Source organism: Nonomuraea sp. NPDC004186 (genome assembly GCF_053603495.1).
This window is the reverse complement of the sequence record NZ_JBSGFQ010000003.1, coordinates 92,541-118,329: the sequence shown is the minus strand read 5'-3', so window position 1 is coordinate 118,329 and position 25,789 is coordinate 92,541. Positions and strand designations below refer to the sequence as shown.

At 70.5% G+C, this 25,789-nt stretch carries 22 protein-coding genes; 7 read left to right on the top strand and 15 right to left on the bottom strand.

What is annotated here, in order from left to right; genetic code table 11:
- Positions 1-4 precede the first annotated feature (4 nt).
- Positions 5-1,567: an ATP-binding protein gene (locus tag ACWEPL_RS03585; protein ID WP_452435024.1), complete on the top strand. Its 1,563-nt coding sequence runs from the start codon at positions 5-7 to the stop codon at positions 1,565-1,567.
- 98 nt (positions 1,568-1,665) lie between these two features.
- Here the strand turns inward: ACWEPL_RS03585 and ACWEPL_RS03580 are convergent, their stop codons facing one another.
- On the bottom strand, positions 1,666-1,974 hold the full coding sequence (locus tag ACWEPL_RS03580; RefSeq protein ID WP_363970317.1) for a DUF6355 family natural product biosynthesis protein: 309 nt from the start codon (positions 1,972-1,974) through the stop codon (positions 1,666-1,668).
- 210 nt (positions 1,975-2,184) lie between these two features.
- On the opposite strand from ACWEPL_RS03580, the gene ACWEPL_RS03575 reads away from it, so the two are divergent.
- Together ACWEPL_RS03575 and ACWEPL_RS03570 are read left to right on the top strand one after the other, a co-directional pair.
- Positions 2,185-2,514 (top strand): hypothetical protein, encoded by a 330-nt coding sequence (locus ACWEPL_RS03575; RefSeq protein ID WP_350726177.1) that lies wholly within the window; start codon positions 2,185-2,187, stop codon positions 2,512-2,514.
- Positions 2,498-3,184 carry a hypothetical protein gene (locus ACWEPL_RS03570; RefSeq protein WP_452435023.1) on the top strand — a complete coding sequence of 229 codons (687 nt, stop codon included), beginning with the start codon at positions 2,498-2,500 and terminating at the stop codon, positions 3,182-3,184. Before ACWEPL_RS03575 ends, ACWEPL_RS03570 begins: the two co-directional genes overlap by 17 nt.
- 15 nt (positions 3,185-3,199) lie before the next feature.
- Here the strand turns inward: ACWEPL_RS03570 and ACWEPL_RS03565 are convergent, their stop codons facing one another.
- The 4 genes from ACWEPL_RS03565 to ACWEPL_RS03550 all read right to left on the bottom strand — a co-directional run bounded on the left by ACWEPL_RS03565 (position 3,200) and on the right by ACWEPL_RS03550 (position 6,578).
- Entirely contained in the window at positions 3,200-3,643 is a 444-nt protein-coding gene (locus ACWEPL_RS03565; protein WP_363970313.1) for a YbaB/EbfC family nucleoid-associated protein, read from the bottom strand.
- A gap of 36 nt (positions 3,644-3,679) precedes the next feature.
- The gene (locus ACWEPL_RS03560; RefSeq protein WP_452435022.1) at positions 3,680-4,918 is read right to left on the bottom strand and encodes an MFS transporter; all 1,239 of its coding nucleotides are present in this window, start codon (positions 4,916-4,918) and stop codon (positions 3,680-3,682) included.
- A gap of 164 nt (positions 4,919-5,082) precedes the next feature.
- Positions 5,083-5,832 carry a DUF429 domain-containing protein gene (locus ACWEPL_RS03555; RefSeq protein ID WP_452435020.1) on the bottom strand — a complete coding sequence of 250 codons (750 nt, stop codon included), beginning with the start codon at positions 5,830-5,832 and terminating at the stop codon, positions 5,083-5,085.
- Between the two features lie 8 nt (positions 5,833-5,840).
- Complete coding sequence (locus tag ACWEPL_RS03550; protein WP_452435018.1) at positions 5,841-6,578, bottom strand: TetR family transcriptional regulator; 738 nt, start codon at positions 6,576-6,578, stop codon at positions 5,841-5,843.
- A gap of 116 nt (positions 6,579-6,694) precedes the next feature.
- Here ACWEPL_RS03550 and ACWEPL_RS03545 point away from each other — a divergent pair, with 116 nt between their 5' ends.
- The 4 genes from ACWEPL_RS03545 to ACWEPL_RS03530 all read left to right on the top strand — a co-directional run bounded on the left by ACWEPL_RS03545 (position 6,695) and on the right by ACWEPL_RS03530 (position 11,032).
- Positions 6,695-7,192, top strand: a complete 498-nt coding sequence (locus ACWEPL_RS03545) for a (2Fe-2S)-binding protein (RefSeq protein WP_355209710.1) — start codon at positions 6,695-6,697, stop codon at positions 7,190-7,192.
- Positions 7,189-8,160: an FAD binding domain-containing protein gene (locus ACWEPL_RS03540; RefSeq protein ID WP_452435016.1), complete on the top strand. Its 972-nt coding sequence runs from the start codon at positions 7,189-7,191 to the stop codon at positions 8,158-8,160. The genes ACWEPL_RS03545 and ACWEPL_RS03540 overlap by 4 nt, the downstream gene beginning before the upstream one ends.
- 112 nt (positions 8,161-8,272) lie before the next feature.
- A complete protein-coding gene (locus tag ACWEPL_RS03535) occupies positions 8,273-10,507 on the top strand; it encodes a xanthine dehydrogenase family protein molybdopterin-binding subunit (protein WP_452435014.1) in 2,235 nt (744 codons plus the stop codon).
- Between the two features lie 66 nt (positions 10,508-10,573).
- Complete coding sequence (locus ACWEPL_RS03530) at positions 10,574-11,032, top strand: nuclear transport factor 2 family protein (RefSeq protein WP_452435012.1); 459 nt, start codon at positions 10,574-10,576, stop codon at positions 11,030-11,032.
- Here ACWEPL_RS03530 and ACWEPL_RS03525 read toward each other — a convergent pair.
- From ACWEPL_RS03525 to ACWEPL_RS03480, 10 genes are all read right to left on the bottom strand, one after another.
- Positions 11,025-12,317: an ArsB/NhaD family transporter gene (locus ACWEPL_RS03525; protein ID WP_363970293.1), complete on the bottom strand. Its 1,293-nt coding sequence runs from the start codon at positions 12,315-12,317 to the stop codon at positions 11,025-11,027. The genes ACWEPL_RS03530 and ACWEPL_RS03525 overlap by 8 nt on opposite strands.
- A 107-nt stretch (positions 12,318-12,424) precedes the next feature.
- Positions 12,425-13,033: a dihydrofolate reductase family protein gene (locus ACWEPL_RS03520; RefSeq protein WP_355209686.1), complete on the bottom strand. Its 609-nt coding sequence runs from the start codon at positions 13,031-13,033 to the stop codon at positions 12,425-12,427.
- A gap of 105 nt (positions 13,034-13,138) precedes the next feature.
- The gene (locus ACWEPL_RS03515) at positions 13,139-14,335 is read right to left on the bottom strand and encodes a site-2 protease family protein (protein ID WP_363970291.1); all 1,197 of its coding nucleotides are present in this window, start codon (positions 14,333-14,335) and stop codon (positions 13,139-13,141) included.
- A gap of 71 nt (positions 14,336-14,406) precedes the next feature.
- Positions 14,407-15,294, bottom strand: a complete 888-nt coding sequence (locus ACWEPL_RS03510; RefSeq protein ID WP_452435011.1) for a LysR family transcriptional regulator — start codon at positions 15,292-15,294, stop codon at positions 14,407-14,409.
- Positions 15,291-15,986 carry a CTP synthase C-terminal region-related (seleno)protein gene (locus tag ACWEPL_RS03505; RefSeq protein WP_452435009.1) on the bottom strand — a complete coding sequence of 232 codons (696 nt, stop codon included), beginning with the start codon at positions 15,984-15,986 and terminating at the stop codon, positions 15,291-15,293. Before ACWEPL_RS03505 ends, ACWEPL_RS03510 begins: the two co-directional genes overlap by 4 nt.
- 54 nt (positions 15,987-16,040) lie before the next feature.
- On the bottom strand, positions 16,041-18,092 hold the full coding sequence (locus ACWEPL_RS03500) for a sensor histidine kinase (protein WP_452435007.1): 2,052 nt from the start codon (positions 18,090-18,092) through the stop codon (positions 16,041-16,043).
- A 157-nt stretch (positions 18,093-18,249) separates the two neighbouring features.
- Positions 18,250-22,260 carry a galactose-binding domain-containing protein gene (locus ACWEPL_RS03495; protein WP_452435005.1) on the bottom strand — a complete coding sequence of 1,337 codons (4,011 nt, stop codon included), beginning with the start codon at positions 22,258-22,260 and terminating at the stop codon, positions 18,250-18,252.
- 36 nt (positions 22,261-22,296) lie between these two features.
- Complete coding sequence (locus tag ACWEPL_RS03490; protein ID WP_452435003.1) at positions 22,297-24,132, bottom strand: glycoside hydrolase family 127 protein; 1,836 nt, start codon at positions 24,130-24,132, stop codon at positions 22,297-22,299.
- Positions 24,125-24,889 (bottom strand): carbohydrate ABC transporter permease, encoded by a 765-nt coding sequence (locus tag ACWEPL_RS03485; RefSeq protein WP_452435001.1) that lies wholly within the window; start codon positions 24,887-24,889, stop codon positions 24,125-24,127. The genes ACWEPL_RS03490 and ACWEPL_RS03485 overlap by 8 nt, the downstream gene beginning before the upstream one ends.
- Positions 24,886-25,788: a carbohydrate ABC transporter permease gene (locus tag ACWEPL_RS03480; protein ID WP_363970279.1), complete on the bottom strand. Its 903-nt coding sequence runs from the start codon at positions 25,786-25,788 to the stop codon at positions 24,886-24,888. Before ACWEPL_RS03480 ends, ACWEPL_RS03485 begins: the two co-directional genes overlap by 4 nt.
- Between the last annotated feature and the right edge of the window lies 1 nt (position 25,789).

Here is a 25,789-nt window from a genome sequence, read left to right as displayed (position 1 = left end):
GACGGTGGCCAAAGCCAGGTACTTCAACACCACCGGACCGTGCGACCCCCGGCTCCACTACGTGCTGCCGTCGCAGCCCCGGTTGCCGCAGGCGCGCCAGTTGATCGACCTGGATCGCTTCTTCGTGATCCACGCTCCGCGTCAGTCGGGCAAGACGACCGTGCTGCATTCCCTGGAGCATGAGCTCACCAAGGAAGGCGCCGCCGTGGCGGTGACGATCTCCTGCGAGGAGGCCTCCGTGGCGGGCGACGACTACGAGGCCGCGGAGTTGATCCTGCTGGACGAACTCCGGTGGAGCACCAATTCGGCGCCCAACCCCTGGCCTGAGGCCCCTCCGGGCAAACGGCTGGGTGCCGCCCTCCGGGCGTGGGCAGCCCAGTGCGAGCTCCCGCTCGTGTTGCTCATCGACGAGATCGACGCGCTGTACGGGGAGAGCCTGATCGCGGTCCTGCGGCAACTACGCCGCGGTCACAACAATCGCCCCAAAGGCGTTCCTTTCCCCAACTCCGTGGTGTTGTGCGGACTGAGAGACGTACGGGACTACAAGATCGCCTCAGGCGGCGACCCCGCCCGACTCGGCGCGATCAGCCCCTTCAACATCGCGGTCAGATCGCTTCGCCTGGGCGACTTCACCCCGGAGGACATCAGGGAGCTGTACGGCCAGCACACCGCTGAGACCGGGCAGGAGTTCACCAAGGAAGCCATCGCAGCGGCCTTCGAATTCACCCGCGGACAACCCTGGCTGATCAACGCGCTGGCTTGGGAGATCACCTGGGAGATGCGGGTCCCCCCAGAGGAGCCGATCACTGCCGGGCACATGGAGCAGGCCAAAGAGCGACTCATCCGTGACCGCGCCACCCACCTGGACTCTCTTGTTGCCAAGCTGCACGAACCCCGAGTCAAGCGAGTGCTCGAACCGATGCTCGCAGGCACGCCGGTCGACCACGACGAAAGCTTCGAGGACGACTTCTCCTACGTGCGTGACCTCGGCCTGGCGGCCCTGGGAAAAGTGCTCGAAATCGCCAACCCCATCTACCGCGAGGCCATCCTGCGCGTGCTGGGTAGCGGTGCGGAAGCCATCATCCGGGAAGATTCGCGGTCTTTCGTCTTCCCCGACGGCCGCCTGGACCTGCTCAAGCTGCTGCGTGAGTTCACCGCCTTCTGGAAGCAACACGGCGAGACCCTGGTCCGGGGCGCCGCCTACCACGAGGCCGCATGCCAGATCATCCTCATGGCCTACCTGCACCGGATCGTCAACGGCGGCGGCTTCCTCGACCGGGAGTACGCCGCGGGCACCGGTCGGCTGGACGTCTACCTGCGCTGGCCGTACGGCGAGGGGCAGGTGCAGCGGGAGGCCATGGAGCTCAAGGTGTGGCGGCCCGGTCAGCGGGATCCGGTGGACGAGGGGCTCACGCAGCTCGACCGCTATCTGGACCGGCTCGATCTCGACACCGGTTACCTGGTGATCTTCGATCGCCGTCCCGAGGCGTCGCCGATGGAGGACCGCGTCCGGTTCGACCAGGACCGCACCCCGGCGGGGCGGCAGGTCACCGTTCTGCGGGCCTGAAGGCATTGCAGCGGGCGACATTCCTTTGAGCAGGCGACACAGCTCACCACACGGGGCCACGGGCCGGCCGTCCCGTGGCCCCATACTCATTTAAAAAATCAGCAGCCGCCCCGGTTGTACACCCTGAACACGTTGCTCCACCTGCCGACGTACTTCGACTCTCCCGGTGCCACGCAGAAATAGGTGTTCCCGCCCAGCAGGTAGGTCACGAAGATGTTCTCGCCGGCGCCGGTGCAGTTCTTGTACATGGCCGCGTCGCCGTCCCGGTACAGGCCGCAGGCAGATGCCAGGTGGCTGCGCTCGGGGACGCCGGCGGTCGCCGGGGTCGCGGTGAGCAGCGTGGCGCTGACGGCCGCGAGGACGGTCAGCAGGGCGACCGGGGACGGCTTCTTGATGTGGACTGGCATGGTTCGGGCTCCTGTTCTGGTTGGTCGACCGCCCTGGATCGCTGCGCGGCGGGGCGTCAGGCTCAGGAAAGCCACCCCGGTCAGGTGTCCAACAGAGGCCCGGACGGACTCGTCCGAAATCGGTCCACGCACCGGCCAGGCCCGGACAGCACCAGCCAGGTTCCGGCTAGTATGTCCAGCCAAGTAATGGATCACGTACTTGGAGTAATTTTGAGCCAAGACGACGCATCACGTATCCACCGGCTGTCAGCGATCAGAGCGCTGGGCGACGCTCTCGTCGATGACGTCGCGGGCACCTCCCCCGTGTCGCACCTGGCCGAGGTCAGCGACTTCCCCTCGAACATGCGCATGGGACCGTGGGCCATGGGAGTGCTCGGATGGCCCCTGACCAGCGAACACGACAAGATCGTCGGTTACGCGGAGAGCACGGTCCTCAACACGATCGAGGCCCTGCACGACCATCGGGACCGGCTGCACACGGTCGCCGGCAACATCCAGACCGTGGAGAACAGGAACGAGGCCAATGTCCGGCGGCTTTAAGATCCCCGTCCCCGGCGGGACCCCCGACCCGTTCCAGCCGGGTGACGAGGGCGGCGACCTCAAGCGGATGCAGTACTCCACGCTCGGCATGTACGCGTTCGCCGCCGTGATCTTTCCCGTGTTCGAGCGGGTGGTGGTCTCGTACGGGCTGTCGGTCCCGTCCGACCCGCAGGTGATGCACAGGGCAGCGGACGGCTGGAGCGCCTTCGGAGACGGTGTGTACGCGGCAGGCGCGACGGCGCGGGAGCAGCACGACAGCGTGTCCCAGGCCAGCTGGCAGGCGCCGGAGCGGGAGCTCTACGGGCAGAGAGTCGCCGGCTACGCCATGGAGTCCGACACCGCGGCCGACTCCGCCCACAGCCTCTCGTGGATGCTCAGGGTGCTGGCCAACCTCTGGACGCTGTACATCTACCTCCACGTGGGCATCGCGAGCCTGGCCATGGTCACCCTGGCCAAGGCCCTGCTCGCCGGTCCGGGAAGGGTGTACTACGCGTGGGAGGCGCTGTCGCAGGCGATGACCGCCGAGAAGCGGGTCGTCGAGCTGCGCAACTTCACCCTCAGGACCGTGCTCGGCCTGGCCCTGAAGTACGGGGCCGCCTGGATGACCGAGCGCACCCTCACGGACGGCCTCAAGCCGCAGTACGCGGCGGGGCGCTCCCAGGAAGCCTGAGGCCGGCCAGGACGCTCAGTAGCCGAGCTTCCTCCGCATCCGATCCAGCTCACCCATCGCGTCACCCATCATCCGGTCGAAGGCCTGCTGCGCCTCCGCGACCTTCGCCCGGGCGGTGTCCGGGTCGCCCAGGGCGCGGTCCAGTCCTCCGCCGAACGCGCCCGCCATGATCGCGGACAACTGGCGCTGGAGGTCGGCGTCGGCGTCGCGGATGGCCGCGAGGATCGCCGCGGACATCTCGTGCACGCTCATCCGCTTCGCCCTCGGATCGATGTCCAGCCGGCTCACCCCGCCCTGCGCGGTGCACTCGACCGCGATGAGACCGTCGGCGGCCGCCGCCCGCCCGACCGCCGCCGCGACCCCTTCCTGCGCCGCGGCGAAGTCGGCCACCCGTTTCTCGGAATCCCGCAGGAACGCCTCGGCGTCGATGTTCGCGAAATTACCGAGCGGGTCGTCCACGTGCGGTCCTCCATCCACGTACGTTCGTCCGGATGGTCATAGCACAGCTCCGTTTCGTAGTGATTTCCTGGCGCTCGGGAGTCCGGATCGCGTACCCCTGGCAGCACGTCGCTGGAGCACCAGCGCCCAGATCGTCGACAGGAGCGCGAAAGCCCCGAGGGTGGCGAAACCGGCCCCCGCGCTGGTGTGATCGGTGACGGTGGCCACGAGCAGCATGACGACGATGGTCGCGGCGAGCCCGCCGCCGTTGGCGAGACCGAAGACCCGGCCTGTGTCCGTACGACCGGCCCGGGCCATCAGCAGATTCCGCGAGGAGATCCTCGCCTGGCCGAAGACGAACGCGCCCATGGGGACCAGCACGGCCAGTCCGGCGACGCCCAGTTGCCCCTGAGTGACGATGAGCAGGCTGCACGCGAAGAAGCCCGCCACGGCGATGCGCAGATCGGAGTACCGCTGGGCGAACAGCCGGTATCCGGCGGCGGCGGCGAGGAAGCCGAGGCTGCCCAGGGCGTCGATGGCCCCGAAGGTCCCCGGGCCGCGATTGAGCTCGACCAGGACATACATCGGCAGGAGGGCGTTGAAGACGGTGACCACGACACTGCCCTGCGCGTACAGAAGGATCAGGCTGCCCATCGGAAGCGGCGGCCGATCCGGGCCCGCGGCCTCCACCGGCTCGTCGGCGGGCCCGCCCACGACCCGGGTACGGCCGACGGCGGTCACGCAAAGAGCGGAAACGGCGAACGTGGCCGCGTTGAAGACGAGCAGGGGAACGGCGCCGAAGACCTGGACGGCGAGCCCGCCGACGGTGGCGGACAGCAGCATCCCGGCCTGGGTGGCCATCTCGTAGCGGCCGTTGAACCGGCGCAGGACAGTGCCGCCAGGGACCCGCTCCTTGATCAGCGCCGCGCTCGCCGGCACGAAGATCGCGCTGACCAGGGCGAGCGCGAAGTTCGCGGCATAGATGCCGGCCTCGGCCGCACCACCCGCGGCCAGCCACAGCGGCAGGCCGAGGGCCACGATCGCGCTCACCGTGTCACAGGCGATCCACAGGAGGCGGCGATCCAGGCGGTCCGCGAGTCGTCCCAGATACGGAGACAGGACGGCCTGCGGCAGCGCGACGGCGATGAACAACCAGCCCACGGCCATCATGGTCTGCTGCTCCCGGGCCAGCAGCAGCGCCCCGGTGATGAGCTGGACGTTGTTGCCGAGCGCGGTGGTGAAGGCCGCGGCGATCAGCAGCCGCATGGTCGTGCGATGGGGGATCTGAACGGGCATGCGCACAGTCTCCGCATCATCACTGACACCGAATGTCAGTGATGATGCGGGCATGCTCCACGCGACCCGGCGCGATGTCCGTCCGTCCGATGCCGTTCCGGTAGGCAACTTGTATAGCTGCTTGACGCCGTGGCCGCCCAGGCCCGTTACTGGGCCTGTCCGTATCAAGTCGCGACGAGGCGGTCCAGGGGTGTGGTGGGTAGGGCGATCCAGCCCTCGGTGGTCGCCGCGCTCGCCTGCTCCCCCGTCGGTACGGTGACCAGGCCGAGGGCGGCGGCGCGGGCGGCGAGGGACGACACGACGGCGTCGGTGACGTGGTCCGAGGCCCGGCAGAGGGGCTCGTGGTCGCCCAGGTCCAGCCATGGCGCCGCCTCCTGGAGCCGGTCCACTAGGTGGCCCAGCGCGGTGAGGTTCGCGGTGCGCTTGTAGCCGCGGTGGGGCAGGCTCCACTGCTTCAGGCAGGCTGCGGGGTAGACCTCCACGACGGCGCCGGTGCCGCGGCGGTCGACCGGGTGGTCTCGGCGGGCGAGCTCGGCCAGGAGGGCGGCGCAGCGCATGGTGGCATGCGCGATGCGGTCGGCCGACACGCTCAGCGGGGTCAGGCCGGTCTGCTGGTGTACGACCTGGTCGGTGACCCGTAGCGCCAGGTCGCGGCGCCAGGCCCGGCCTGCCAGGTCCGGCGGCACCTGGACGTGACCGGTGCGGTGGGCGGTGACGAAGTCGACGAACAGGTCGGGCCAGCCGAGCGGGCAGTCGATCCCCGCCTTGTCCGCGGCCATGACCGCCTCGACGATCAGGGCGTCGTCCGCCCCGGCGACCACCCTGACGAGCCGCGCGCGTCCGGGCGACCAGTCGAGCCAGGCCACCGCGGTTCGCACCGCCTCCGCGGCGAGATCGACGCCGACCGTCACCATCCGCAGGCTCAGTCCTCTCTGAGCGTGGGCAGCCCTGCGGCGAGGGCCTTGAGGGCGCGGGTGAGGGTGGGGAGGAAGTCAGGGCAGGTCGCGGCAATGACGGGGTCCTGGGCGTACAGCTCGGCCAGCGTGGGCGAGGGGTGCGCGATGGGATAGAGAATCCCGGCGAAGGCGGTGGCGACCGAGACCAGTTCCGTCCCTTCGCCGGCCGTCAAGCCCGTGGTCCGGGCGACCTGTGAGCCCAGGTCGGCGATGACGGCCAGGATGGCGCGTTTGAACGTGCGGGCCGCCTCGATGGAGACGTTGTGTTCCAGGGTCGTCGCGGTCTGGCTGAGGATGTCGCACAGGAGCGGACGGTCCGCGAGCGTTTCCGCGAGGGCCGCCACGACATAGTCCGATGACGCTTCAAGGCGGGTGGTGACGGTCGCCGCGGCATCGTCCGGCGACGCTCCGAGACCGGTGGTGACGGTCGCCGCGGCATCGATCGGCGCGGCATCGAGGCGGGCGGTTACGGCCGCCGCCCACTGGTGCCACTCGTCGGCGGCCAGGATGAGGTAGATCTCCTCGCGAGTCCCGAAATAGCGCATGATGTTGGACTTCGCCAGCCCGACGGCCTCCGCGACCGCCCCCAGGCTGACGTTCCGAACCCCCGATGCCATGGCGAGATCGCGGGCGGCCGCGAGGATCTCCTCGCGCCGCTGCTGCTTGTGCTCCGGCCGCCTGGCCCGGACGAATCCCCGCTTCATGTCGCGCTCCAGCATAGGTGACCAGACTTTAGAGGACGACGTTCTCTTGTTAAGGAAACACCGTTCTGTTAGCGTCGGCATCCTACGGAGGGGAGAAACGTGTGACAGAGCTACGAATGCGGGTGAACGGCGTCACCCGGACCCTCGACATCGAGCCGTGGGTCAGCCTGCTCGACGCGCTGCGCGACCACCTCGGGCTGACCGGCCCGAAGAAGGGCTGCGACCAGGGTGCGTGCGGCGCGTGCACGGTTCTCGCGGACGGGGTGCGGATCAACGCCTGCCTGGCCCTGGCCGTGCAGTACGCGGACAAGGAGATCACCACGATCGAGGGGATCGCGAAGGGCGAGGACGGCACGCACCCGATGCAGGAGGCGTTCGTGCGCCATGACGGGTTCCAGTGCGGTTACTGCACCTCGGGCCAGATCTGCTCGGCGGTCGCCATGCTGACCGAGCACGCCGCCGGCATGCCCAGTGCCGTCACCCCCACGACAGAGCGCATCGAGCTGACCGATGACGAGATCAGGGAGCGCATGAGCGGGAATCTGTGCCGGTGCGGCGCCTACAACGGCATCCTCGACGCCATCAAGGACGTCGCCGCGCAGGAGGCGCCATGAAGCCGTTCACGTACGTGAAGCCGCTCGACATCGACGAGGCCCTGCAAGCGGCCGGCCCCGCCGTCAAGTTCCTGGGCGGAGGGACGAATCTGATCGACCTCATGCGCGAGGGCATCGAACATCCCGAAACGCTGGTCGACCTCACCGGCCTGCCGCTCGACGAGGTGGACGAGCTGCCCGGCGGCGGCCTGCGGATCGGCGCGCTGGTACGCAACAGCGCGCTCGCCGCCGACCGCCGCGTCCGCGCCCGCTACCCGGTCCTGTCGCAGGCCGTGCTCGCCGGCGCCTCCCCCCAGCTGCGCAACATGGCCACCGTCGGCGGCAACCTGCTGCAACGTACCCGCTGCAACTACTTCTACGACCAGGCGCACGCCTGCAACAAGCGCGAGCCGGGCAGCGGCTGCGACGCGCTCGGCGGGTTCACCCGCGGGCACGCGGTCCTGGGCGTGAGCGAGAGCTGCATCGCCACGCATCCGTCCGACATGTGCGTGGCGCTGGCCGCTCTGGACGCCACGGTCGAGGTGCGGAGCGTGCGCGGCACGCGGCGGATCTCCCTGGCAGACTTCCACCTGCTGCCGGGCGACACGCCGCAGGTCGAGAACGCGCTGGCCGAAGACGAGCTGATCACGGCGGTCGAACTGCCGCCCGCGCCGGTCGCGGCCAACTCCCGCTACCGCAAGGTGCGGGACCGGGCGTCGTACGCGTTCGCCCTGGTCTCGGTGGCGGCGGCGCTGGAGGTGCGCGACGGGACCGTGACGGCGGCCCGCCTGGCGCTGGGCGGCGTCGCGACCAAGCCGTGGCGGGCCTTCGAGGCGGAGCACGTCCTGGTCGGCGGCCCGGCGACCGAGGAGGCGTTCGGCCGCGCGGCCGACGCCGAGCTGGCGCCCGCGACGGTCCAGCCGGGCAACGCGTTCAAGGTGGACCTGGCCAGGGCCACGATCGTGGCGACGCTGAGGGAGCTGGCATGAGCATCAAGACGTTGAGGGGGCCGGCATGAGCATCGAGACGCTGAGGGAGCCGGCATGAGCATCGAGACGCTGAGGGAGCCGGCATGAGCATCGAGACGCTGAGGGAGCCGGCATGAGCATCAAGTACGTCGGCCGCCCCGTCGACCGGCTCGACGGCCGGGACAAGACCACCGGCCGGGCCCGTTTCGCGGCGGAGCACGACTATCCGGACCTCGCCCACGCCGCCCTCGTGCACTCCACGATCGCCCGCGGCCGCATCACCGCCGTCGACGCGGACGCGGCCCGCGCGGCGAAGGGCGTGATCGAGGTCCTCACCCACGAGAACGCCCCCGCCATGAAGCCCCCGCCCTCCCGGAGCCTGCTGAACCTCAGCACGATGGTCATCGGGACGTCGGTCAACTACCTGGCCACGGACGAGGTGCACTGGAACGGCCAGCCCGTGGCGGTCGTGGTGGCCGAGTCGCCCGAGGCCGCGCGGCACGCGGCGGGCCTGGTGCGGATCACGTACGAGGAGCTGCCCGCCGTGGTGGACTTCGCGGCCGAGGAGCCGAACGCCACCCCGCAGAAGGGCAACGCGCTGATGCCGGCGGCGGCGGACAAGGGGGACGCGGAGGCGGCGCTGGCGGCCGCGGCGGTCTCGGTGGACCTGCGCTTCACCACGCCGCCGCACAACCACAACGCGATCGAGCCGCACGCGACGACCGCCGTGTGGGACGGCGACCGCCTGACCCTGCACGAGAGCACGCAGAGCATCACGTGGCTGCGCAGCCATCTCGCGCAGCGGTTCGGCGTTCCCGAGCGGAACATCCACGTGCTGTCCCCTTACGTGGGCGGCGGGTTCGGCGGCAAGGGCTCGGTGTGGGCGGGCACGCTGCTCGCCGTGCTGGCCGCCCGGGCCACCAAGCGCCCGGTACGGCTGGCGCTCACCCGGGCGGGTGTCTACCACACGGTCGGCGGCCGGACCCCGAGCACTCAGCGGGTCGCGCTGGGCGCGGACTCCGGCGGGAAGCTGACCGCGCTGATCCACACCAGCGTCGCCAGGACGGGCCGGGTCGGCGGCGGCGGCGAGCAGATCACCTCGGCCTCCCGGCACCTGTACGACTCCCCGAACATCCGCCTGCGCCAGAGCCTCGTCCAGCTCGACCTGATCTCCAACACGTTCATGCGGGCCCCGGGCGAGTCCATCGGCACCTATGCCCTGGAATCGGCCGTGGACGAGCTGGCCTGCGAGCTGGGCATGGATCCGATCGAGCTGCGGATGCTGAACGAGCCGGCGCGTAACCCGATGGACGGCAAACGGTTCGCGCACCGGATGTTGCGCGAGGCGTACGAGGTGGGGGCGGAGCGGTTCGGGTGGCGTGAGCGCGATCCGCGGCCCGGCTCGATGCGCGACGGGCGGTGGCTGGTCGGCATGGGGGTGGCGTCGGCGTACCACCCGGCGTTCCAGCTCCCGGCGAGCGTCACCGTACGGCTGGGCGCGGACGGCGGGGTCGTGGTGCGGTGCGGCCTGCACGAGATCGGCGTGGGCGCGGCGACCGTGCAGGCGCAGATCGCCGCGGACGAGCTGGGGGTGCCGCTGGAGTCGGTACGCGTCGAGATCGGCGACTCCGAGCTCCCCGCGGGCCCGATGGCGGGCGGTTCCGGGCAGACGGCGAGCGCGGCGGCCAGCGTGCTGGAGGCCTGCCGCAAGCTGCGGCGTTCCGCGCTCGACCTGGCGCGCAAGTCGCCGGACTCCCCGCTGCGCGGCGTGCGCGATCCGCAGGCCCGCGACGGCGGGCTCTACCAGGGGCCCAGAGGCGAGACGTACGCGGCGATCCTGACCCGGGCGGGCCGCGACCACCTGGAGGCCGCGGCCGGGGGCGGCATGCTGAGGTTCATGGCGAAGACCGTGCGCGACCGCAGCCGGTGGGTGAAGGCCGCGAGCGGGGCGCACTTCTGCGAGGTGCGGGTGGATCGCGACACCGGCGAGGTACGGGTCTCGCGCTGGACGGGCGTGTTCGACGTCGGCACCGTGATCAACGAGAAGACGGTGGCCAGCCAGCTGCGCGGGGGCATCGTGATGGGCATCGGCCTGGCGCTGTCGGAGGAGACGCTGGTCGATCCGCGCAGCGGGCGGATCGTCAACGCGAGCCTGGCCGAGTACCACGTGCCCGTGCACGCCGACGTCCCGCGCATCGACGTGCACTGCCTGGACGAGCCGGACCCGACGATGCCGCTCGGGCTGATCGGGGTGGGCGAGGTCGGCATCACGGGCGTGGGCGCGGCCGTGGCCAACGCCGTGCGCCACGCCACCGGCAAACGCGTCACCGACCTGCCGATCACGCTCGACAAGCTGCTCCCGCTGTGAGCTTGCGTCGTCTCCCCGGCGGGAAGGCACCGGAGGAACCACGTGATCGATACTGAGGAGACGACCATGTCACGTCCGCCTGTCCCGCCGTTCACCGAGGAGACCGCGCGCGTCAAAGTGCAGGCCGCCGAGGACGCCTGGAACACCTGCGACCCCGACCGCGTCGCGCTCGCGTACACGGAGGACTCGGTGTGGCGCAACCGCGACGAGTTCGTGACCGGCCGCGACGCGATCAGGGACTTCCTGCGCCGCAAATGGAAACGGGAGCTGGACTACTCCCTGCGCAAGGAGCTGTGGGGCGTGCTGGGCGACCGCATCGCGGTCCGGTTCCAGTACGAGTGCCGCGACGCCTCCGGGCAGTGGTGGCGCAGCTACGGCAACGAGCAGTGGGAGTTCGACGAGTCGGGGCTGATGCGGCGAAGGGAGGCGAGCATCAACGACGTGCGCATCGAGGAGAGCGAGCGCCGCATCTTCGGGCCGCGCGGCGACGACGAGCAAGGCGTGGACGTGCTGCCGCTCAGATGAGGTAGCGCAGCCACAGGTACGGCACCGACAGCGCGACGGTCACGAGCGTGACGACCAGCCCGTACTTGGTGAACTGCCAGAAGCTGATCGGGGTGCCGTTACGGGCGGCGATGCCGATGACGACGACGTTGGCCGCCGCCCCGACGGCCGTGGCGTTCCCGCCCAGGTCGGCCCCGATGGCCAGCGCCCACCACAGCACCTGGGCGGGTCCGTTGCCCCCGTTGGCCTGGACGAGGTCGGCCACGATGGGGCTCATGGTGGCGACGTACGGGATGTTGTCCACGACGGCGGACAGCCCGGCCGAGACCCACAGCAGCAGCATCGTGGTCAGGCCGAGCCGCCCGCCGGTGGCCTCGGAGGCGGCCTTCGAGATCTGGCCGATCACCCCGGTCTCCACCAGCGCCCCCACCATGACGAACAGCCCCGCGAAGAACACCAGTGTCGGCCACTCGACCTCGCGGATGGCCTCCTCGGTCGTCACCCTGGTGGCCGCCACCAGCACCCCCGCGCCCAGCAGCGCCACGACCGACGGCGCGTAGTGCAGCACGGGATGCAGCACGAACGCGGCCAGCACCAGGGCCAGCACGGCGAGCGACTGCCACAGGAGCTTGCGGTCGGCGATGGCCTCCCGCTCGTTCAGCGACATGATCTCCGCGACCCGCTCGGGGTCGTAGCTGAACGACGCCCTGAACAACCACCGGCACAGCCCGACGAACACCACCACCAGCACGACGATCAGCGGCGCCATGTGCGCGAGGAAGTCGTTGAACGTCAGGCCGCCGCGGCTGCCGATGATGATGTTCGGCGGGTCGCCGACCAGCGTGGACGCGCCGCCGATGTTGGACGCCATGGCCTCGGCGATCAGGTACGGCGCCACCGGCAGCGCCAGCCGCTCGCACACCAGGAACGTCACGGGGGCGATCAGCAGCACGGTGGTGACGTTGTCCAGCAGCGCGGAGGCCGAGGCGGTGATCACGATCAGCAGCGCCATGAGCCGGAACGGCTGCCCGCGAGCCCGCTTGGCCGACCAGATCGCCAAATATTCGAATATCCCGGTCTGTTTCAGGACACCGACGATGACCATCATGCCGAGCAGCAGGAAGATCACGTTCCAGTCGATCCCGGTGTGCTCGTCGAAGAACGCCGCGCTCCCGTCGGTGGCGTGGATCAGCAGCATGACCCCCGCCCCGCCGAGCGCCGCCGCGACCCGGTGCACCTTCTCGGTGGCGATCAGCGTGTACGCGAAGAGGAAGGCGGCCACCGCCACCCAGGCGGTGGCGGTCATGGCGACTCGATGAGCATGAGGGGCGACCTCCGGGAACGACGGCACGATCGCCGACCAGACTTCCCGGCACACCCATCAGGAACATATCAAAATGCGTCAAAGCCGCACTATGCGACTGCGCCGTAGGAGGGCTTGCCGGCCCACTCGTACGTGACGTACACGACGCCGGCGTCGGTGGCGGTCGATCCGGTGAGCTTCAGCCCGGCCGGAGCGGTCCCCTCGGCGAAGAGCCGCTTGCCCTCGCCGAGGATGACGGGGAAGACCAGCAGGCGGTACTCGTCGATCAGCTCGGCCCGCTGCAGCGTGCGGAGGAGGTCGCTGCTGCCCTGGACGAGGATCTCGCCGTCGGTGCTCTTCTTGAGCTCGGCCACCGTCTCGGCCGCCTCACCCACCAGGACCCGCGTGTTACGCCATTCGGCGGTCATCGGCGTCCTCGTGGTGACGTACTTCGGCATGCCGTTGATCTTGGCGCCACCCTCCTCGTCGGGCACGTCCGGCCAGTACGACGAAAGGATGTCGTACGACCGGCGGCCCAGGAGCATGCCGTCCGCCCGATCGAGCTGCTCGCCCATGATGCGGCCGAACCCCTCGTCCACGTACGGCGGCAGCCAGCCGCCGTGCGGGAAGTCGTTGGAGTCGTCCTCGCCGGGTCCGCCGGGGCCCTGCATGATGCCGTCGAGGGACAGGAAGGTCGAAACCACCAGCTTGCTCGCCATTGTCGCCACTCCATCTCGCCGTGAGGGCCCTGCGGGCCCTGCCGTCTTTCTGTGGCTTCAGCCTGGCGGACAGCGTTTAAGGATTCCTTACGGCTTCCCTAAGGCCTACGCGGCGTCGCGGTGGTGGCCGTGGTACGGCGGGGCGAGATCGGCGCCGCGCGGCCCCGACAGCGTGGCGCGCAGGTCCGCCATCTGGATGGTCCGGCTGATGTCGGTGGGGGTCAGCAGGCCGATCAGCCGCCCGGCCGGGTCGAGCACGACCGCGCGCCCGTCGGCGCTCCCCTCCATCCTGGCCAGCAGGTCGGTCAGCGGCTCGTCGGGCCGGGCCCGCGGCACCTCCTCCGGCGGGCAGGCGATGTCGGCGAGCCGGGTCGTGCCCCGGCGCTCCGGCTCGACCCGGCGGATCCGGTTGAGCGTCACCAGGCCGGCGAAGGTCCCGTCCGGGGCGACCAGCGGGTACGTGGACAGCCGGTGCCGCATCACGACCCGGTCGATGAGGCCGGACACGGTCTCGTCCGGCGAGGCGACCACGGGGTGCCCCGACATCGCGTCCGCCACGCGGACCCCGTGCAGCGCGGTGCCGAGCCGGGTCTGCTGCTCCTCGGCGCTGGCGGCGTTCACCAGGAAGAGGCCGATCAGCGCCAGCCACAGCCCGTCGAAGCTACGCCCGGTGACCACCTGCAAGAAGCCGATCGCGATGAGCACATATCCGAACCAGCGCCCGGCCCGGGCCGCGGCGATCGCCGCCCGCGCCCGGTCGTGCCACCGCGCCCACAGGATCGCCCGCAGCACCCGCCCGCCGTCCAGCGGGGCGGCCGGGACCAGGTTGAAGATGGCGAGGAGCACGTTCACCCCGGCCAGGTAAGCGAACATGCCGCCCAGCAGCGCCGCCCCGGAGACCAGGCCAGAGATGAGCAGGGCGATCGCCCCGAACACCACGCCGGCCAGCAGGCTCGTCGCGGGCCCCACCACGGCGATCTTCAGATCCGCACCCGGCGACCGGGGCTCACCGCGCAGCTCCGCGACCCCGCCCAGCAGCCAGAGCGTGATCCGCGACACCTCGACGCCCTCGTGCCGGGCCATGATCGCGTGCGCCAGCTCGTGCGCGAGCAGCGAGGCCATGAACAGCACCGCCGCCGCCAGCCCGGCCAGCACGTACGCGGCCCGCGGGTAGCCGGGGAAGACCGCGGGGAACCGTCCGAAGCCCAGCCCGAACACCAGGATCGCGACGATCACCAGCACGCTGACGTTGAGCCCCACCCGCACGCCCCCGATGCGGCCCAGAGGGATGGATGAACGCATCTCGCCTCCCCTGCGGCTTGATTTGTTCGCTCAAGTGCAACCTGCCCGCAAAACCGCAGCCCAAGCCCTCTTCAGGAAGTGCCGAGCAGCCCCGCCAGCTCGGCGAACGCGGTGGCCGCGGGGAGCGGGTCGGCCGGGAGGGCCAGCAGGATGGTGCGCTCGGAGGCCGGTTCGAGAGGGACCGCGTGGACGCCCGGGTGGTGGGCGGGCAGCGACAGCTCGGGGACGACGGTCACGCCGAGCCCCTCGGCGACCATGGCGAGGATGCTGCCGGTGTCGCGGACGCGGTAGTGGCAGCGCAGGCTCGTCCCCGCTGCCCGAGCCAGGGCCGTGATCAGCGGCTCGCACCCGCCCGTCGACATGATGAACGGGTGCCTGGCCAGCTCGGCGACCGGCACGGAAGCATGTTCGGCCAGCGCGTGACCGCTGGGCAGGACGGCCAGCATCCGGTCGGTGGCCAGCGGGCGCGTGACCAACCCCGCCACCTCGGTGGCCATGTCAGCGGGCACGGCGCCGGCCGTGAGGGTGCCGACGTCGGCGGCGCCGGTCCTGAGCCAGTCGAGCACCTCCCCGTCCGACCCCTCGATCACGGTGAGCCGCACGCGCGGGTGCGACTCACCGTAAAGCCGCAGGATCCGCGGCAGCAGGCGCGCGTTGGCGCTGGGGATGACGCCCACGCGCAGGCTGCCGGTGTCCGCCCCGCGCGCCGCGGCCACCTCCTGCTCCAGCGCTTCGAGCTGGGTGAGGATGAGCGTGGCGCGGCGGCGGACGGCCCGCCCGGCGCTGGTCAGGCGCACCCCGTGGCTCCCCCTGACGAGCAGGGAGAGGCCGAGCTCGCTCTCCAGGCCGCGCAGGGCGTGGCTGACCGCGGACTGCGTGGTGTTCAGCTCCTCGGCCGCGCGGGTCATGTTGCCGGTACGCGCGACCGCCAGCAGGATCCTGAGCTGCGTGAACGTCATAGCGCCGCGCGCAGCAACCCCACGACCAGCGGGTGCGGCCGTCCGGGCAGCGATCTCGTCTGCGGCACGAAGAGCGTGGCCAGGTAGAACGGGTGGCCGGGCAGCTCCAGCACCCGGGCCTCGCCGCTGTCGTCCACGCCCGTCACGCGCAGGCCGCCCTCGTGCAGGGCGCTCTGGTGGGCCGGGTTGAGGCCGAAATTGCAGTAGTACTGCTCCTTCACCTCGCTCTCGCCGTACAGGGCCGCGACCGTGGAGCCGGGCGTGAGCGTGACCGGCATGGTCCGGCCCGCGAGGGAGCAGGTCAGCTCGGAAATGAACAGGTTGGACGCGTACGGGTCGTACTCGGCGTGCTGCGCGTCCTCGAACCCGAGCACGTGGCGGGCGTACTCGATCACCATGTGCTGGCTGCCGCCGCACGTCCCCAGGGTGGGCACGCCGTGCTCGCGACCGTGCCGGAGCGCGGCCAGCGCGCCGCGCAGGCTGCGGTACGGGCTCCCGGGGGCGCACCACAGCGCGTCGGCGGCCCGCACGCCGGACAGGTCGGATTCGAGCGGCTCGGTGGCCAGCCAGCGGACCTCGACCGTGATTCCCAGGTGATCGGCGGCGTGGCCCAGCGCGTCGTCGGTGGCCACGTGCGGGACGAACGTCTTGTCGCGGTCCCCGACGACCGCGACCTTCAGCGAGGACTTCATGCGCCCACTATGCGGGGGCCAAGGCATGAACACCAATACTGAGCTGCGCAAACGTCATGAGTGAACGCTCATGTCAGCCGGAGGCGCGGTCAGGAGCGGCAGCATGACCTCCACCCGCGTCCCGGCCCCGGGCTCACCGCCGACCACGCAGATCCCGCCCAGCTCCGCCGCCCGCTCGCGCATCGAGCCGAGCCCCACGCCCGCACGATGCTCCTCGGGCAGCCCCTTGCCGTCGTCGGCGATCAGCAATCGCAGCACCGACCGCTCCCGCTGCAGGACGATCCGGCAGCTGGACGCCTGGGCGTGCCGCCGGACGTTGGTGAGCGCCTCCTGGATGATCCGGTAGACCGCCACCTCGACGGCCGCGGGCAGCTCCGACAGCTCGCCCTGTACCTCGACCTCCGCCGGCGGCGCCGACTGCCCGGCCAGGTCGCCGATCGCGCGGACCAGGCCGAGGTCGTCGAGGGCGGGCGGGCGCAGGCCGTACACGAGCTCGCGGATGTCCCCGGTGACCGCGCCCATGCCCGTGTGCAGCTCCCGTAGCAGCTCGTCGGCGGCCTCCGGGGACTTCTTGAGGCTGAGCCTGGCCATGTTGATGGTCATCGCCATGGCCGAGAGCGTCTGGCCGAGCCCGTCGTGCAGGTCGCGGCGCAGGCGGCGGCGCTCCTCCTCCCTGGTCGTCAGAATGCGCTCCCTGGAACGTTGCAGGTCCGCCGCCATCCGCACCGCGTGGGCCACGTCCGCGGCGTACGGGGTGAGCGTGGCCAGCACCCGCTCGTTGTGCGCGGCGGGGAAGCGGCGCGGGCCCGGCGGGCCGACGAGCAGGCGGCCGACCCGCTCCCCGTGCCAGACCAGCGGCACCTCGCGGGGAATCGGGCCCACCCGGCCGTTCTCCACGTAGCGGGGCTCACCGTCGGCCACCTCCACGGCCACGCCCTCGACCGCCAGGCCGTCGCGCAGCACGCTCACCACCGAGGTCAGCGCCTTGGCCGGGTCGCCGCGCCGGACCGCCTGGGTCAGGCGCTCGGCCAGCACGCCGGGGTCGCCGACGGCGCCGTACAGGAGCCGGTCCACGGCCTGCTGCAGCGCCCGCCGCAGCGGCTGGAAGAAGGCGCCCGCGAACAGCGCGGCGGCGATCCCGGCCACCTGGCCGTACCCGGAGACGAGCAGGCCGGACAGCGCGCCCGCGCCGAAGTAGACGGCGCTGACCACGGCCACCACGCCCGCGGCCACGAACGCCCGGCTGATCACCGTGTCGATGCCGTAGAGCCGGTACCGCATCACCGAGAACGCCATCGCGACCGGGATGATCGCCGCCCAGCCGAACGCGATCCACGTGAGCGCCGGCACGAACGCGGCCACGACCAGGAACACGATGTAGCCGGCGAACGCCAGCAGCGGCCAGCCGATCTGCCGCCTGGTGACGGAGTCCGCGTGCCGCAACCGCACCGTCAGCGACAGCGCCGACAGCGCCATGGCGACGTAGATGCCCGTCCAGGCGATCGCCGAGACCGTCGGCGCGTACGGGGCCAGCGCGGGGATCTGCAGCGGGTTCGGGATGACCTGGGGGTACGGGTACGCCTCGACGGGCCCCGGCACGCGGAACACGGCACGCAGGAAGTCGGCCGTGATGGAGGCCACGCCCAGCGCCAGGGCGAGGCGCCAGCGCGGCGAGGGCAGGCGGCCGTCGGGCGAGTACAGCGGCAGCACCATCGTGAGCGTCACGCCGCACACCGCCCAGCCGAGGTGGCCCGGCAGCCGCAGGTAGCCCGCGAGGACGAGGTCGCCGCCGGCGGCGGCGTGGAACATCATCGCCTGCGCGAAGTCGCTGACGGCGGCGGCCAGGCCGCCCGCGCACATCAGCCACGCCAGGTTGAGGCGGGGCCGGTGGAAGATGAGGAACGCGCCGACCGCGGGAAACGTCAGCGCGGCGGCCGTCTGCGGGGACACCGTCCGTTCGGGCGTCCACGCCTCGGGCAGTCCGGCCCAGATCAGCAGCGCGACCACGGTGAGCGCCGGCGACACCACCGCCATGATCACGGAGGCGACTCTCACCCCCCGTCCCGGCTTCTCGTCATCGGCGACCTCGGCGAATCCCCCAGCCATCCCGCGCTCCGCCTCTCCCGATCCCCGGCACGCCTCCCGTAGAAGAGGATTATGACCCCTTAATCGGGATGAATCCGTACGGCGTTTCCGGGACGTTATCCGCGGGGCCCTGCCCTGGCCCGCGATTGCCGCTGAGCCAGGGCAGGGAGCATCGGTGCTACCCGACGGTAACCGTGGCCTTGGCGGCGACCGTCGTGCCCGCCACCTGACCGTTCACCGTGAACGTGCCCGGCTGGGCGTACTTGTCAGGGCTGATCGCCTCCCAGGTGACCTCGACGGAGCCGTCCTTCGACCCGTCGTTGTACGTCGCCACGACGGTCCTGGGCAGCGAGGGAGCGACCCCGGCCCGGGCGGCGACGGCCTCCTCGGCGATCGAGGTGATCGTCACCGCCGCGGTCGTGCGGACGTACACGGTGGCCCGGGCGGGCTGGCGCACGCCCTCGGCCAGGCCGGCGACCGTGAAGCTGGTGCCGCCGGTCTTGACCTGGTCGGGCGTCACCTGCTGCCAGGTGACGGCGGCCGAGCTGCGGGTGCCGTCCGCGTAGAGGGTCTCCACGGTGGCGGGCAGCTTCGGCAGCGTGCCGGCCAGGGTGGGGACGTGCACGGGGCGCACGGAGTCCGGCGGGACCTCGTACGCCTTGACCTCCAGCAGGCCGACCGATGCCCCGCCGGCCTCGAGCTGGACGCGCAGCTTCGAGGTCGTCACGGTGTCGAACGCGACCGTGTTGTAGGCGTCCGCCGCCTTCGGGTAGGAGGCGGCGCCGGTGACGTCCTCGAACGAGTCGCCGTCCCAGTACTGGATCTTCCACGAGGCGGGGACGCGCACGCCGCCGCCGTCGTCGAAGAAGTACACGTCGCTCTTGTCGACCCGCACCGCCGACGGCCATTCGAGCTGCACCCACTGCGTGCCCTGCTGCGGCCAGGTGCCCCAGCGCGGGTTGGCGCCGTCGTTGGAGCGCGGCGGGTCGATGCCGTCGTTGATCGCGTTGACCTTCTCCCACGGCGAGGTGTAGGAGGCCGTGGGCGTGGCCTTGGGCGCCACGTTCACCTGCGCGGCCTGGGGCGTCGCGGTCACGGTCACGGTCGTGGAGCTGCTCTTCTCGCCGTCCGTGGCCGTGAGCTTCAGCCGGTACGCGCCCGCCTCGGAGAACGAGACCACCGTGTCGGTGCCCGTCGGGTTGGTGAAGAACGCTTCGCCCGGCCCGTCGACCTTGGCCCACTGGGTCGTGAGCTTGCCCGACGGCAACGCGTCGTCCTTGACCACCGCGTCGAACCTGGCCTGGCCCGGGCGGCTGAACGTGGGATCGGGCACGACCACCACGGACGGCGCCTTGTTCGCGACCGGGCCGGCGCCGGCGCCCGTCAGGTACGCCTGCACCTCCTTCAGCCCCGTCGCGTAACCGGGCTGGTGCGTGACCAGCACCCGCAGCTTCTGCGTCGTGACGGCCGGGAACCGGACCACGTTGAGGTTGGCCCGCGGGTGGGCCGGCTTCCTGGCCTGGCCCGGCACGTCCTTCCAGGTGTCGCCGTCCTGGTACTGCACCGTGTAGAAGGCGGGCTCGCGGTAGCCGCCCGCCTTGCGGTCGTTGTAAAAGTACAGCTTGACCTGGTCGACCTTCTGGGCCGAGCCGAGGTCCGCCGCCAGCCAGTCCTGAGCGTCGCCGGAGCCCTTGCTGCCCCAGTACGGCTCGTTGATCGTGAAGCCGTCCACCGCGCCGGCCGGGTCGCCGTGGGAGGCGGTGGCGGACTTGACCAGGTTCGGGCGGGTGGAGCGCAGGTCCACGCCGGCCTTCTGGAACAGGTCCTCGACGCGGTCGCCCGTCAGCTCGACCTGGGCGGGGGCCTTCATCGAGGCGGCCTTCTCGGCGTACACGACCTGACCGCCCTCGACCTTGCCCGTGGCCGGGTCCCAGACGGCGTGCGCCAGCCCCGACAGGGTGACCTTGCGCTTGCCGTCGATCAGGATCGAGTACCCCTCGGGCACCCCGGCGTAGTGCTTGGTGCCGTCGCCCGGCTTGTCCCAGACGATGGTCAGGTCACGGCCCCGGTAGTTGATGCCGTTGACGCTGAAGTGGTCCCAGCCGATGTCCACCGGCCAGAGCTCGACCTTGCCGTCCGAACGCGGGCGCAGGCCCATGACGTCCTCGATGACGGTCCAGTTGCTGCTGCCCAGGATCGTGTGGTGGATCCAGGAGCGGTAGCCGATGGACTTGGTGCTCTGGTTCCAGTCGGCCCAGAACTCGTTGGCGTCGGGGTAGCGGGTGTCGCCGCCGACGTACTGCGACCAGGCGTTCCAGTACAGGAGCTGCTTGTACTGGTCGGCGGTGATGTACGGCGAGGCGTACTGCCGCAGCGCCTTGGAGAACAGCGCGAAGTTCCGGGTGGAGTTGATCTGCGAGAAGTTGTTGGAGCCGGGGTTACCGGCGGCCGCGGCCTCCGCCTTGTCCTTCTGGTTGGCGGTGTACGCCGGGAAGATCGGATATTCCGCCGGGTCGGTCCACAGGCGCAGCGCCTCCCGGTACTTCGGGTCGTCCGTCGGCACGAGCCCGGTGGCGTACGGGATGTAGTTGTTGGACTCCTTCCACGGGATCAGGTTGCCCGTCTGGAGGTCGCGGTGCTTGAACAGCTTGTTCTGCTCGTCCCAGAGCAGCGTGAGGATGCCGTTCTTGACCTTGTCGGCCACCCCGCGCATCTCGGCCGCCTTGGCTGCGTTCCCCCAACCAACCGACCCCGACCGACCTCCCGGGTCGCCGGTCAGCTCGTACGCCTGCGCCGCCGCCATCGCGTTGGCGTACACGTACGCGCCTTCGAGCCGCTCGTTCGCCCGCCCGTAGTAGTGGAACGACACCGCGTCGGCGTCGTTGCCGGTCATGTACTCCCGGTCGTACTCGATGACCCCGTTCTTGTTGGAGTCATAGGCGTTGAGCTGCCCGTACACGTCCTTCTCGGCGTAGCGGGCCAGGTTGCGCAGGATCGACGGCTGGCCGCCGTGGATCTGGTAGCTCTCCAGGGCCGAGGCCGAGATGTACTGCGTGTAGCTGTTCGACCAGTTCTCGGGGTCGCCCGGATTGTCGGTGTACTTGGAGTTGCGCGAGACCTCGCCCGCCGACACCCACGGCCCGTACGAGTAGATCGGGTCCCGCAGGTACTTCAGGTCCTGCACGAACATCGGCACGGTCAGCACGATCGCGTTGTTGTAGCCCAGCGCCCCCTCGACCGACGTGGGGAACTGGAAGTCGTTCCCGGGGATGTCGGCGTCGAGGAAGTTGAAGCGCATGAGCCACCAGCGGTAGTACACGAACTTCTTGATGTTCTCGTCGGGCACGTCGATGTAGGGCAGGTTCTCGGCCCACCAGGCGTTGTAGTCCTGGAGCTGGCGCCGCAGCGCCTTCTCGGGCGAGCGGCCCTTGTAGCCGTCGTACTCGGCCCGCGACCCGGGCAGCTCGTCGGTGACGAAGCCCATCTGCACCTTGGTGCGCACGGTCTTGCCCGGCTCGACCGTCAGCGAGCCCTTGAGCGTGCCGTCGGAGACCTTCAGCCCGTCACCGCTGAGCCGGGGGAAGATCGTGGTCAGCTTGTTCTTGGCCCAGACGGTCCCGGTCAGCTCGCGGTCGCCGTCGGGCGTCCTGGTGTACGGCGAGGTCACGGTGATCGGCACGGAGCGCGCCGCGGACCCGGTGTTGGTGATCTCCAGCGTCGTCACGGCCACGTTCTCGTGGGTGATGAACTTCTTCACCCCGACCGACAGGCCGTCACCCGTATACTGCCCGGTCCAGTGGCTGGGCATCTGCAGGCGCTTGGAGACGTCCTCGGCGAGCTGGGTGCCCAGCGAGACCTCGTACGCGCCGCGGTTGTCGATGCTCTCCCAATACGCCACGAACCCACCGAAGCCGATGACCGAGGGATCGTGCTCCTTCATGAACAGCGCCCGCCCGCGCGTCATCAACCACGGGCCCGCCGGATCGTCGCCGGGGCGGGCCAGCATGCGGTCGATCCAGTACGAGTCGCCGCCCTTCTCCTTCTTGTAGATCTCCTCCATCATCTTGCGGGGGTGGTACGCCACGGGTTCGGCGGGCACCGGGTCTGCGCCCGTGAACACCGGCATCCCCAGGTCGTCCTGGGCGGCGTACGAAGGTGACGCGGCAAGCGAAGCTGTGAGCGTTAACACAGCTAAGCACACCAACGGTTTACGCACTTGCCTCTCCTAGATCGGTAGCCAGACACGCATGGTCGCGGGGCCGCGGTTGCCCCACCGGTGGTAGGGCACGAGCCGGAGCCTGACGTCGGCGCCACCCGCCTGCCCGTCGGAGGCGGGCGCGTACGGCCAGCCGTTGCCGGCGCCGGCACCCAACGACGCCTCCACCTCCAGCTCCACCACGCCGTCCGCCTCGTGGTGCTCCACGGGCGGCTGGACCCGCGCGGTCAGGTCGCCCAGCGCCGGCTCGTCGGCCACCGACTCGGCGCAGTAGACCAGCGGCCCCCGCTCCACCGCCGCGCTCCCCCGCAGCGCGTCGATCCGCCGATCGGGCAACGTCCACCTGGGCGCCATCGGCAGCTCCAGCCGGATCTCGTCACCGGCCCGCCACGGCCCCTCGACGTAGGCGTAACCGGGATCCACCGGGCGCACCGCCGGGCTCTCCGCCAGCGGCGCCTCCGGCGAGGAGGCCGGGACGTGGGCGAGCGTGGCGTCCGTGGCCCAGGCGGGGACGCGCAGCCCGATCCGGCCCTCGCCGCCCTCCAGCACCCGCACGCTCACCGAGCCGGTCCACGGGTAGCCGGTCTCCACGCGTACCGCCAGGCCGTCGTGCCGGATCTCCGACGGCGTGTGGTGGTGGATCTGGATCCCGTCCGCGGTGGTCGTGGCCACGTACGCGGCCAGCGAGGCCATCGTGCGGGCGATGTTGTTCGGGCAGCAGGACACGTCGAACCAGGGCGAGCGCAGCCCGCCCTCCGCCGCGTGGTTGACCCCCTCCAGCGGCACCGCCGGCACCCGCACCTGCAGCGGGTTGGCGTAGAAGAACGACTTGCCGTCCAGCGCCACCCCCGTGGCGAGCATGTTGTACAGGGTGCGCTCGGCGAGGTCGGCGTAGCGGACGTCGCCCGTGGCCAGCAGCAGCCGGTGCGCCAGCATGACGGAGGCGATGCTCGCGCAGGTCTCGTTGTAGGCCCGGTCCGGCGGCAGCTCGTAGTCCTCGCCGTACGACTCGTCGGCATGCCTCGAGCCCATGCCGCCGGTCAGGTGGGTACGCCGGGCCACCGTGCGCTCCCACTGGGACTCGATCGCCTTCAGCAGCTCCTGGTCGCCGGTCTCGACCGCCACGTCCACCACGCCGGAGGCAAGGTAGAGCGCGCGCACCGCGTGCCCGCGGAACACCTGGGCCTGCCTGACCGGGATGTCGTCCTGGTAGTAGATGCGCCCGAAGGGGATGTCGGCGAGCGCGGGCAGGCCGCGGCGCTCGACGAAGCGGCGGGCCATCTCCAGGTAGCGCTCGGTGCCGGTCACGCGGTAGAGCTCGACGAGGGCCATCTCGATCACCGGGTGGCCGCAGGTCTGGGTGCCCTCCATGAAGCGGCGGCACACGTGGTCGGCGGCCTTGATCACGACCTGGGTGAGCCGGTCCTCGCCGTGCATGCGCAGGCGGGCGACCCCGGCCTGGATCAGGTGCCCGTAGCAGTAGAGCTCGTGGCCCCACTCGAAGTCGGTGTAGCGGCTGCCGGACCAGCGGGTGTTGATGTAGCCGTCACCCTCCTGGGCCTGGGCCACGGTCTCGGCCAGCTCGGGCAGCGCCGGGTGGTCGGCCCAGGCCATGGCCTCCAGCAGCTTGTAGATCTCGGAGTCGCTGAACTCCCGCCCCCGGCGGGGCCGCTCGCCCCGGAAATTGCCGATCCAGCCTTCTCGCTCTTCCCATTCCTGGCAGTGGGCGATCGTGACCTCGCGGTTGAGCGCGGCCCGGTCGCCCCAGAAGCCGGGGAGCAGCCGTACCGCGTCGAGGCCGAGGGGGGACAGGACGCCCGATGAGGGCAGGACAGGGTTAGCCACGCAGAGCTCCTGACATGAATCCGCGCACGTAGTGGCGCTGCAGCACGATGAAGAGGATGAGACAGGGGAAGGCCATGACCATGACGCCGGCCTGGAGCATGCCGTAGTCGATGGCGCCGAACGTCTGCTGCGTCATGCTGACCACGGCCACCGGCAGGGTGAACGACGCGCCGTCGTTGAGCAGGATGAGCGGCGCGAAGAAGTCGTTCCACGACGCCAGGAAGGCGAACAGGCCCACCGTGATCAGCGCCGGCCGCACGGCGTGCAGCAGGATCCTGGCGAACGCCCTGAACGTGCCGCAGCCGTCCACCAGCGCGGCCTCCTCCAGCTCGCGCGGCACCGCCTCGAACGCGTTGCGCATCATGAACAGCGCGAACGGCAGCTGGAACATGACGAACACCAGCGAGAGCCCGACCAGGGAGTTCTGCAGGCCGAGGTAGCCGAGCAGCACGTAGAGCGGGATCAGGATCGTCGCGTACGGCACCATGAGGATCGCCAGCGTGGCCAGGAACAGCAGGTTCTTGCCGGGGAAGTCGAAGCGGGCGAAGCCGTAGCCGCCGAGCGCGGAGACGACCAGCGTGCCCGCCACCGTCATCACCGAGACGAGCACGCTGTTGGTCGCGTACGTGCCGAGCCCCTCGCCGAAGCGGGCCATCTCCAGGTAGTTGCCCGGCTCCTCGAACGAGGCGTAGCCGCTCCACACCAGGGGGAACAGGAACAGCACCGCCAGGGCGGACAGCGTGAGGTAACGGCTCATCGCAGCCTCCGCATCATCAGCGTGTTGAGCCCGACGAGGGCGACCAGCAGGACGACCGAGAGCGCCGCCGCGCCGCCGAGGTCGAAGCGGAAGAACGCGTCGCGGTAGACGACCATGACCATCGAGACCGTGCTGTTGTCGGGGCCGCCGTTGGTGAAGACGAAGAACTGGTCGAAGGCCAGCAGCGAGCCGGTGACGCTGAGGATCAGCATCAGGGCCAGCGTCGGGCGCAGCAGCGGGAGCGTGATCTTGGTGAAGATCTGCCAGCGGTTGGCGCCGTCGCTCCTCGCGGCCTCGTACACCTCGGTCGGGATGGCCTGCAGGCCGGTCAGCAGGATGAGCATGTTGAACCCGGCGAAGCGCCACAGCACCAGCGTGATCGTGGAGAACAGCGCCATGTTCGGCGTGCCGATCCACTTGACCGGCTCGCTGGTGATGTGCAGCGCCTGGAGCAGGGGGTCGATGGGGCCGAAGTCGTTGTTCAGCATCCCGTAGAAGAGCAGACCGGCGGCGGCGAAGCCCACGGCGCCGGGCAGGAAGAACGCGGTCCTGAAGAAGCCGATGCCCGGCTTGCGGTCCTGCACCAGCATGGCGAGTCCGAGCGCCACGGCCGACAGCAGGACGGTCGTGATGGCCGTGTACTTGAGCGTGAAGAGGATCGCGTCGATGAAGAGCGGGTTGTCGCCGATCTTGAGGTAGTTGGCGGGGGCGTTGAACGTGGCCTGACCGAGCAGGGGCCAGCGGTTCAGTGACATCCAGACGACCAGCACGAGGGGCGCGATGAAGAGCACGCCCACGATGACGGCCGTCGGAGCCGTGTACAGCCAACCCTGTACCTTCCTGCTCCGCCACCGGGCGGAAGGCGCGGAGTGCGCCGCCCGCCGCCCGGTTCGGTTCATC

Coding starts and splice junctions, on each gene's coding strand:
- ACWEPL_RS03540 (WP_452435016.1), top strand. CDS start 7,189: ATGAAGCCGTTCACGTACGTGAAGCCGCTCGACATCGACGAGGCCCTG.
- ACWEPL_RS03500 (WP_452435007.1), bottom strand. CDS start 18,092: ATGGCTGGGGGATTCGCCGAGGTCGCCGATGACGAGAAGCCGGGACGG.
- ACWEPL_RS03515 (WP_363970291.1), bottom strand. CDS start 14,335: ATGCGTTCATCCATCCCTCTGGGCCGCATCGGGGGCGTGCGGGTGGGG.
- ACWEPL_RS03555 (WP_452435020.1), bottom strand. CDS start 5,832: ATGGTGACGGTCGGCGTCGATCTCGCCGCGGAGGCGGTGCGAACCGCG.
- ACWEPL_RS03525 (WP_363970293.1), bottom strand. CDS start 12,317: ATGACCGCCACCGCCTGGGTGGCGGTGGCCGCCTTCCTCTTCGCGTAC.
- ACWEPL_RS03510 (WP_452435011.1), bottom strand. CDS start 15,294: ATGACGTTCACGCAGCTCAGGATCCTGCTGGCGGTCGCGCGTACCGGC.
- ACWEPL_RS03485 (WP_452435001.1), bottom strand. CDS start 24,889: ATGAGCCGTTACCTCACGCTGTCCGCCCTGGCGGTGCTGTTCCTGTTC.
- ACWEPL_RS03560 (WP_452435022.1), bottom strand. CDS start 4,918: ATGCCCGTTCAGATCCCCCATCGCACGACCATGCGGCTGCTGATCGCC.
- ACWEPL_RS03580 (WP_363970317.1), bottom strand. CDS start 1,974: ATGCCAGTCCACATCAAGAAGCCGTCCCCGGTCGCCCTGCTGACCGTC.
- ACWEPL_RS03545 (WP_355209710.1), top strand. CDS start 6,695: ATGCGGGTGAACGGCGTCACCCGGACCCTCGACATCGAGCCGTGGGTC.
- ACWEPL_RS03570 (WP_452435023.1), top strand. CDS start 2,498: ATGTCCGGCGGCTTTAAGATCCCCGTCCCCGGCGGGACCCCCGACCCG.
- ACWEPL_RS03520 (WP_355209686.1), bottom strand. CDS start 13,033: ATGGCGAGCAAGCTGGTGGTTTCGACCTTCCTGTCCCTCGACGGCATC.
- ACWEPL_RS03535 (WP_452435014.1), top strand. CDS start 8,273: ATGAGCATCAAGTACGTCGGCCGCCCCGTCGACCGGCTCGACGGCCGG.
- ACWEPL_RS03480 (WP_363970279.1), bottom strand. CDS start 25,788: ATGAACCGAACCGGGCGGCGGGCGGCGCACTCCGCGCCTTCCGCCCGG.
- ACWEPL_RS03530 (WP_452435012.1), top strand. CDS start 10,574: ATGTCACGTCCGCCTGTCCCGCCGTTCACCGAGGAGACCGCGCGCGTC.
- ACWEPL_RS03505 (WP_452435009.1), bottom strand. CDS start 15,986: ATGAAGTCCTCGCTGAAGGTCGCGGTCGTCGGGGACCGCGACAAGACG.
- ACWEPL_RS03550 (WP_452435018.1), bottom strand. CDS start 6,578: ATGAAGCGGGGATTCGTCCGGGCCAGGCGGCCGGAGCACAAGCAGCAG.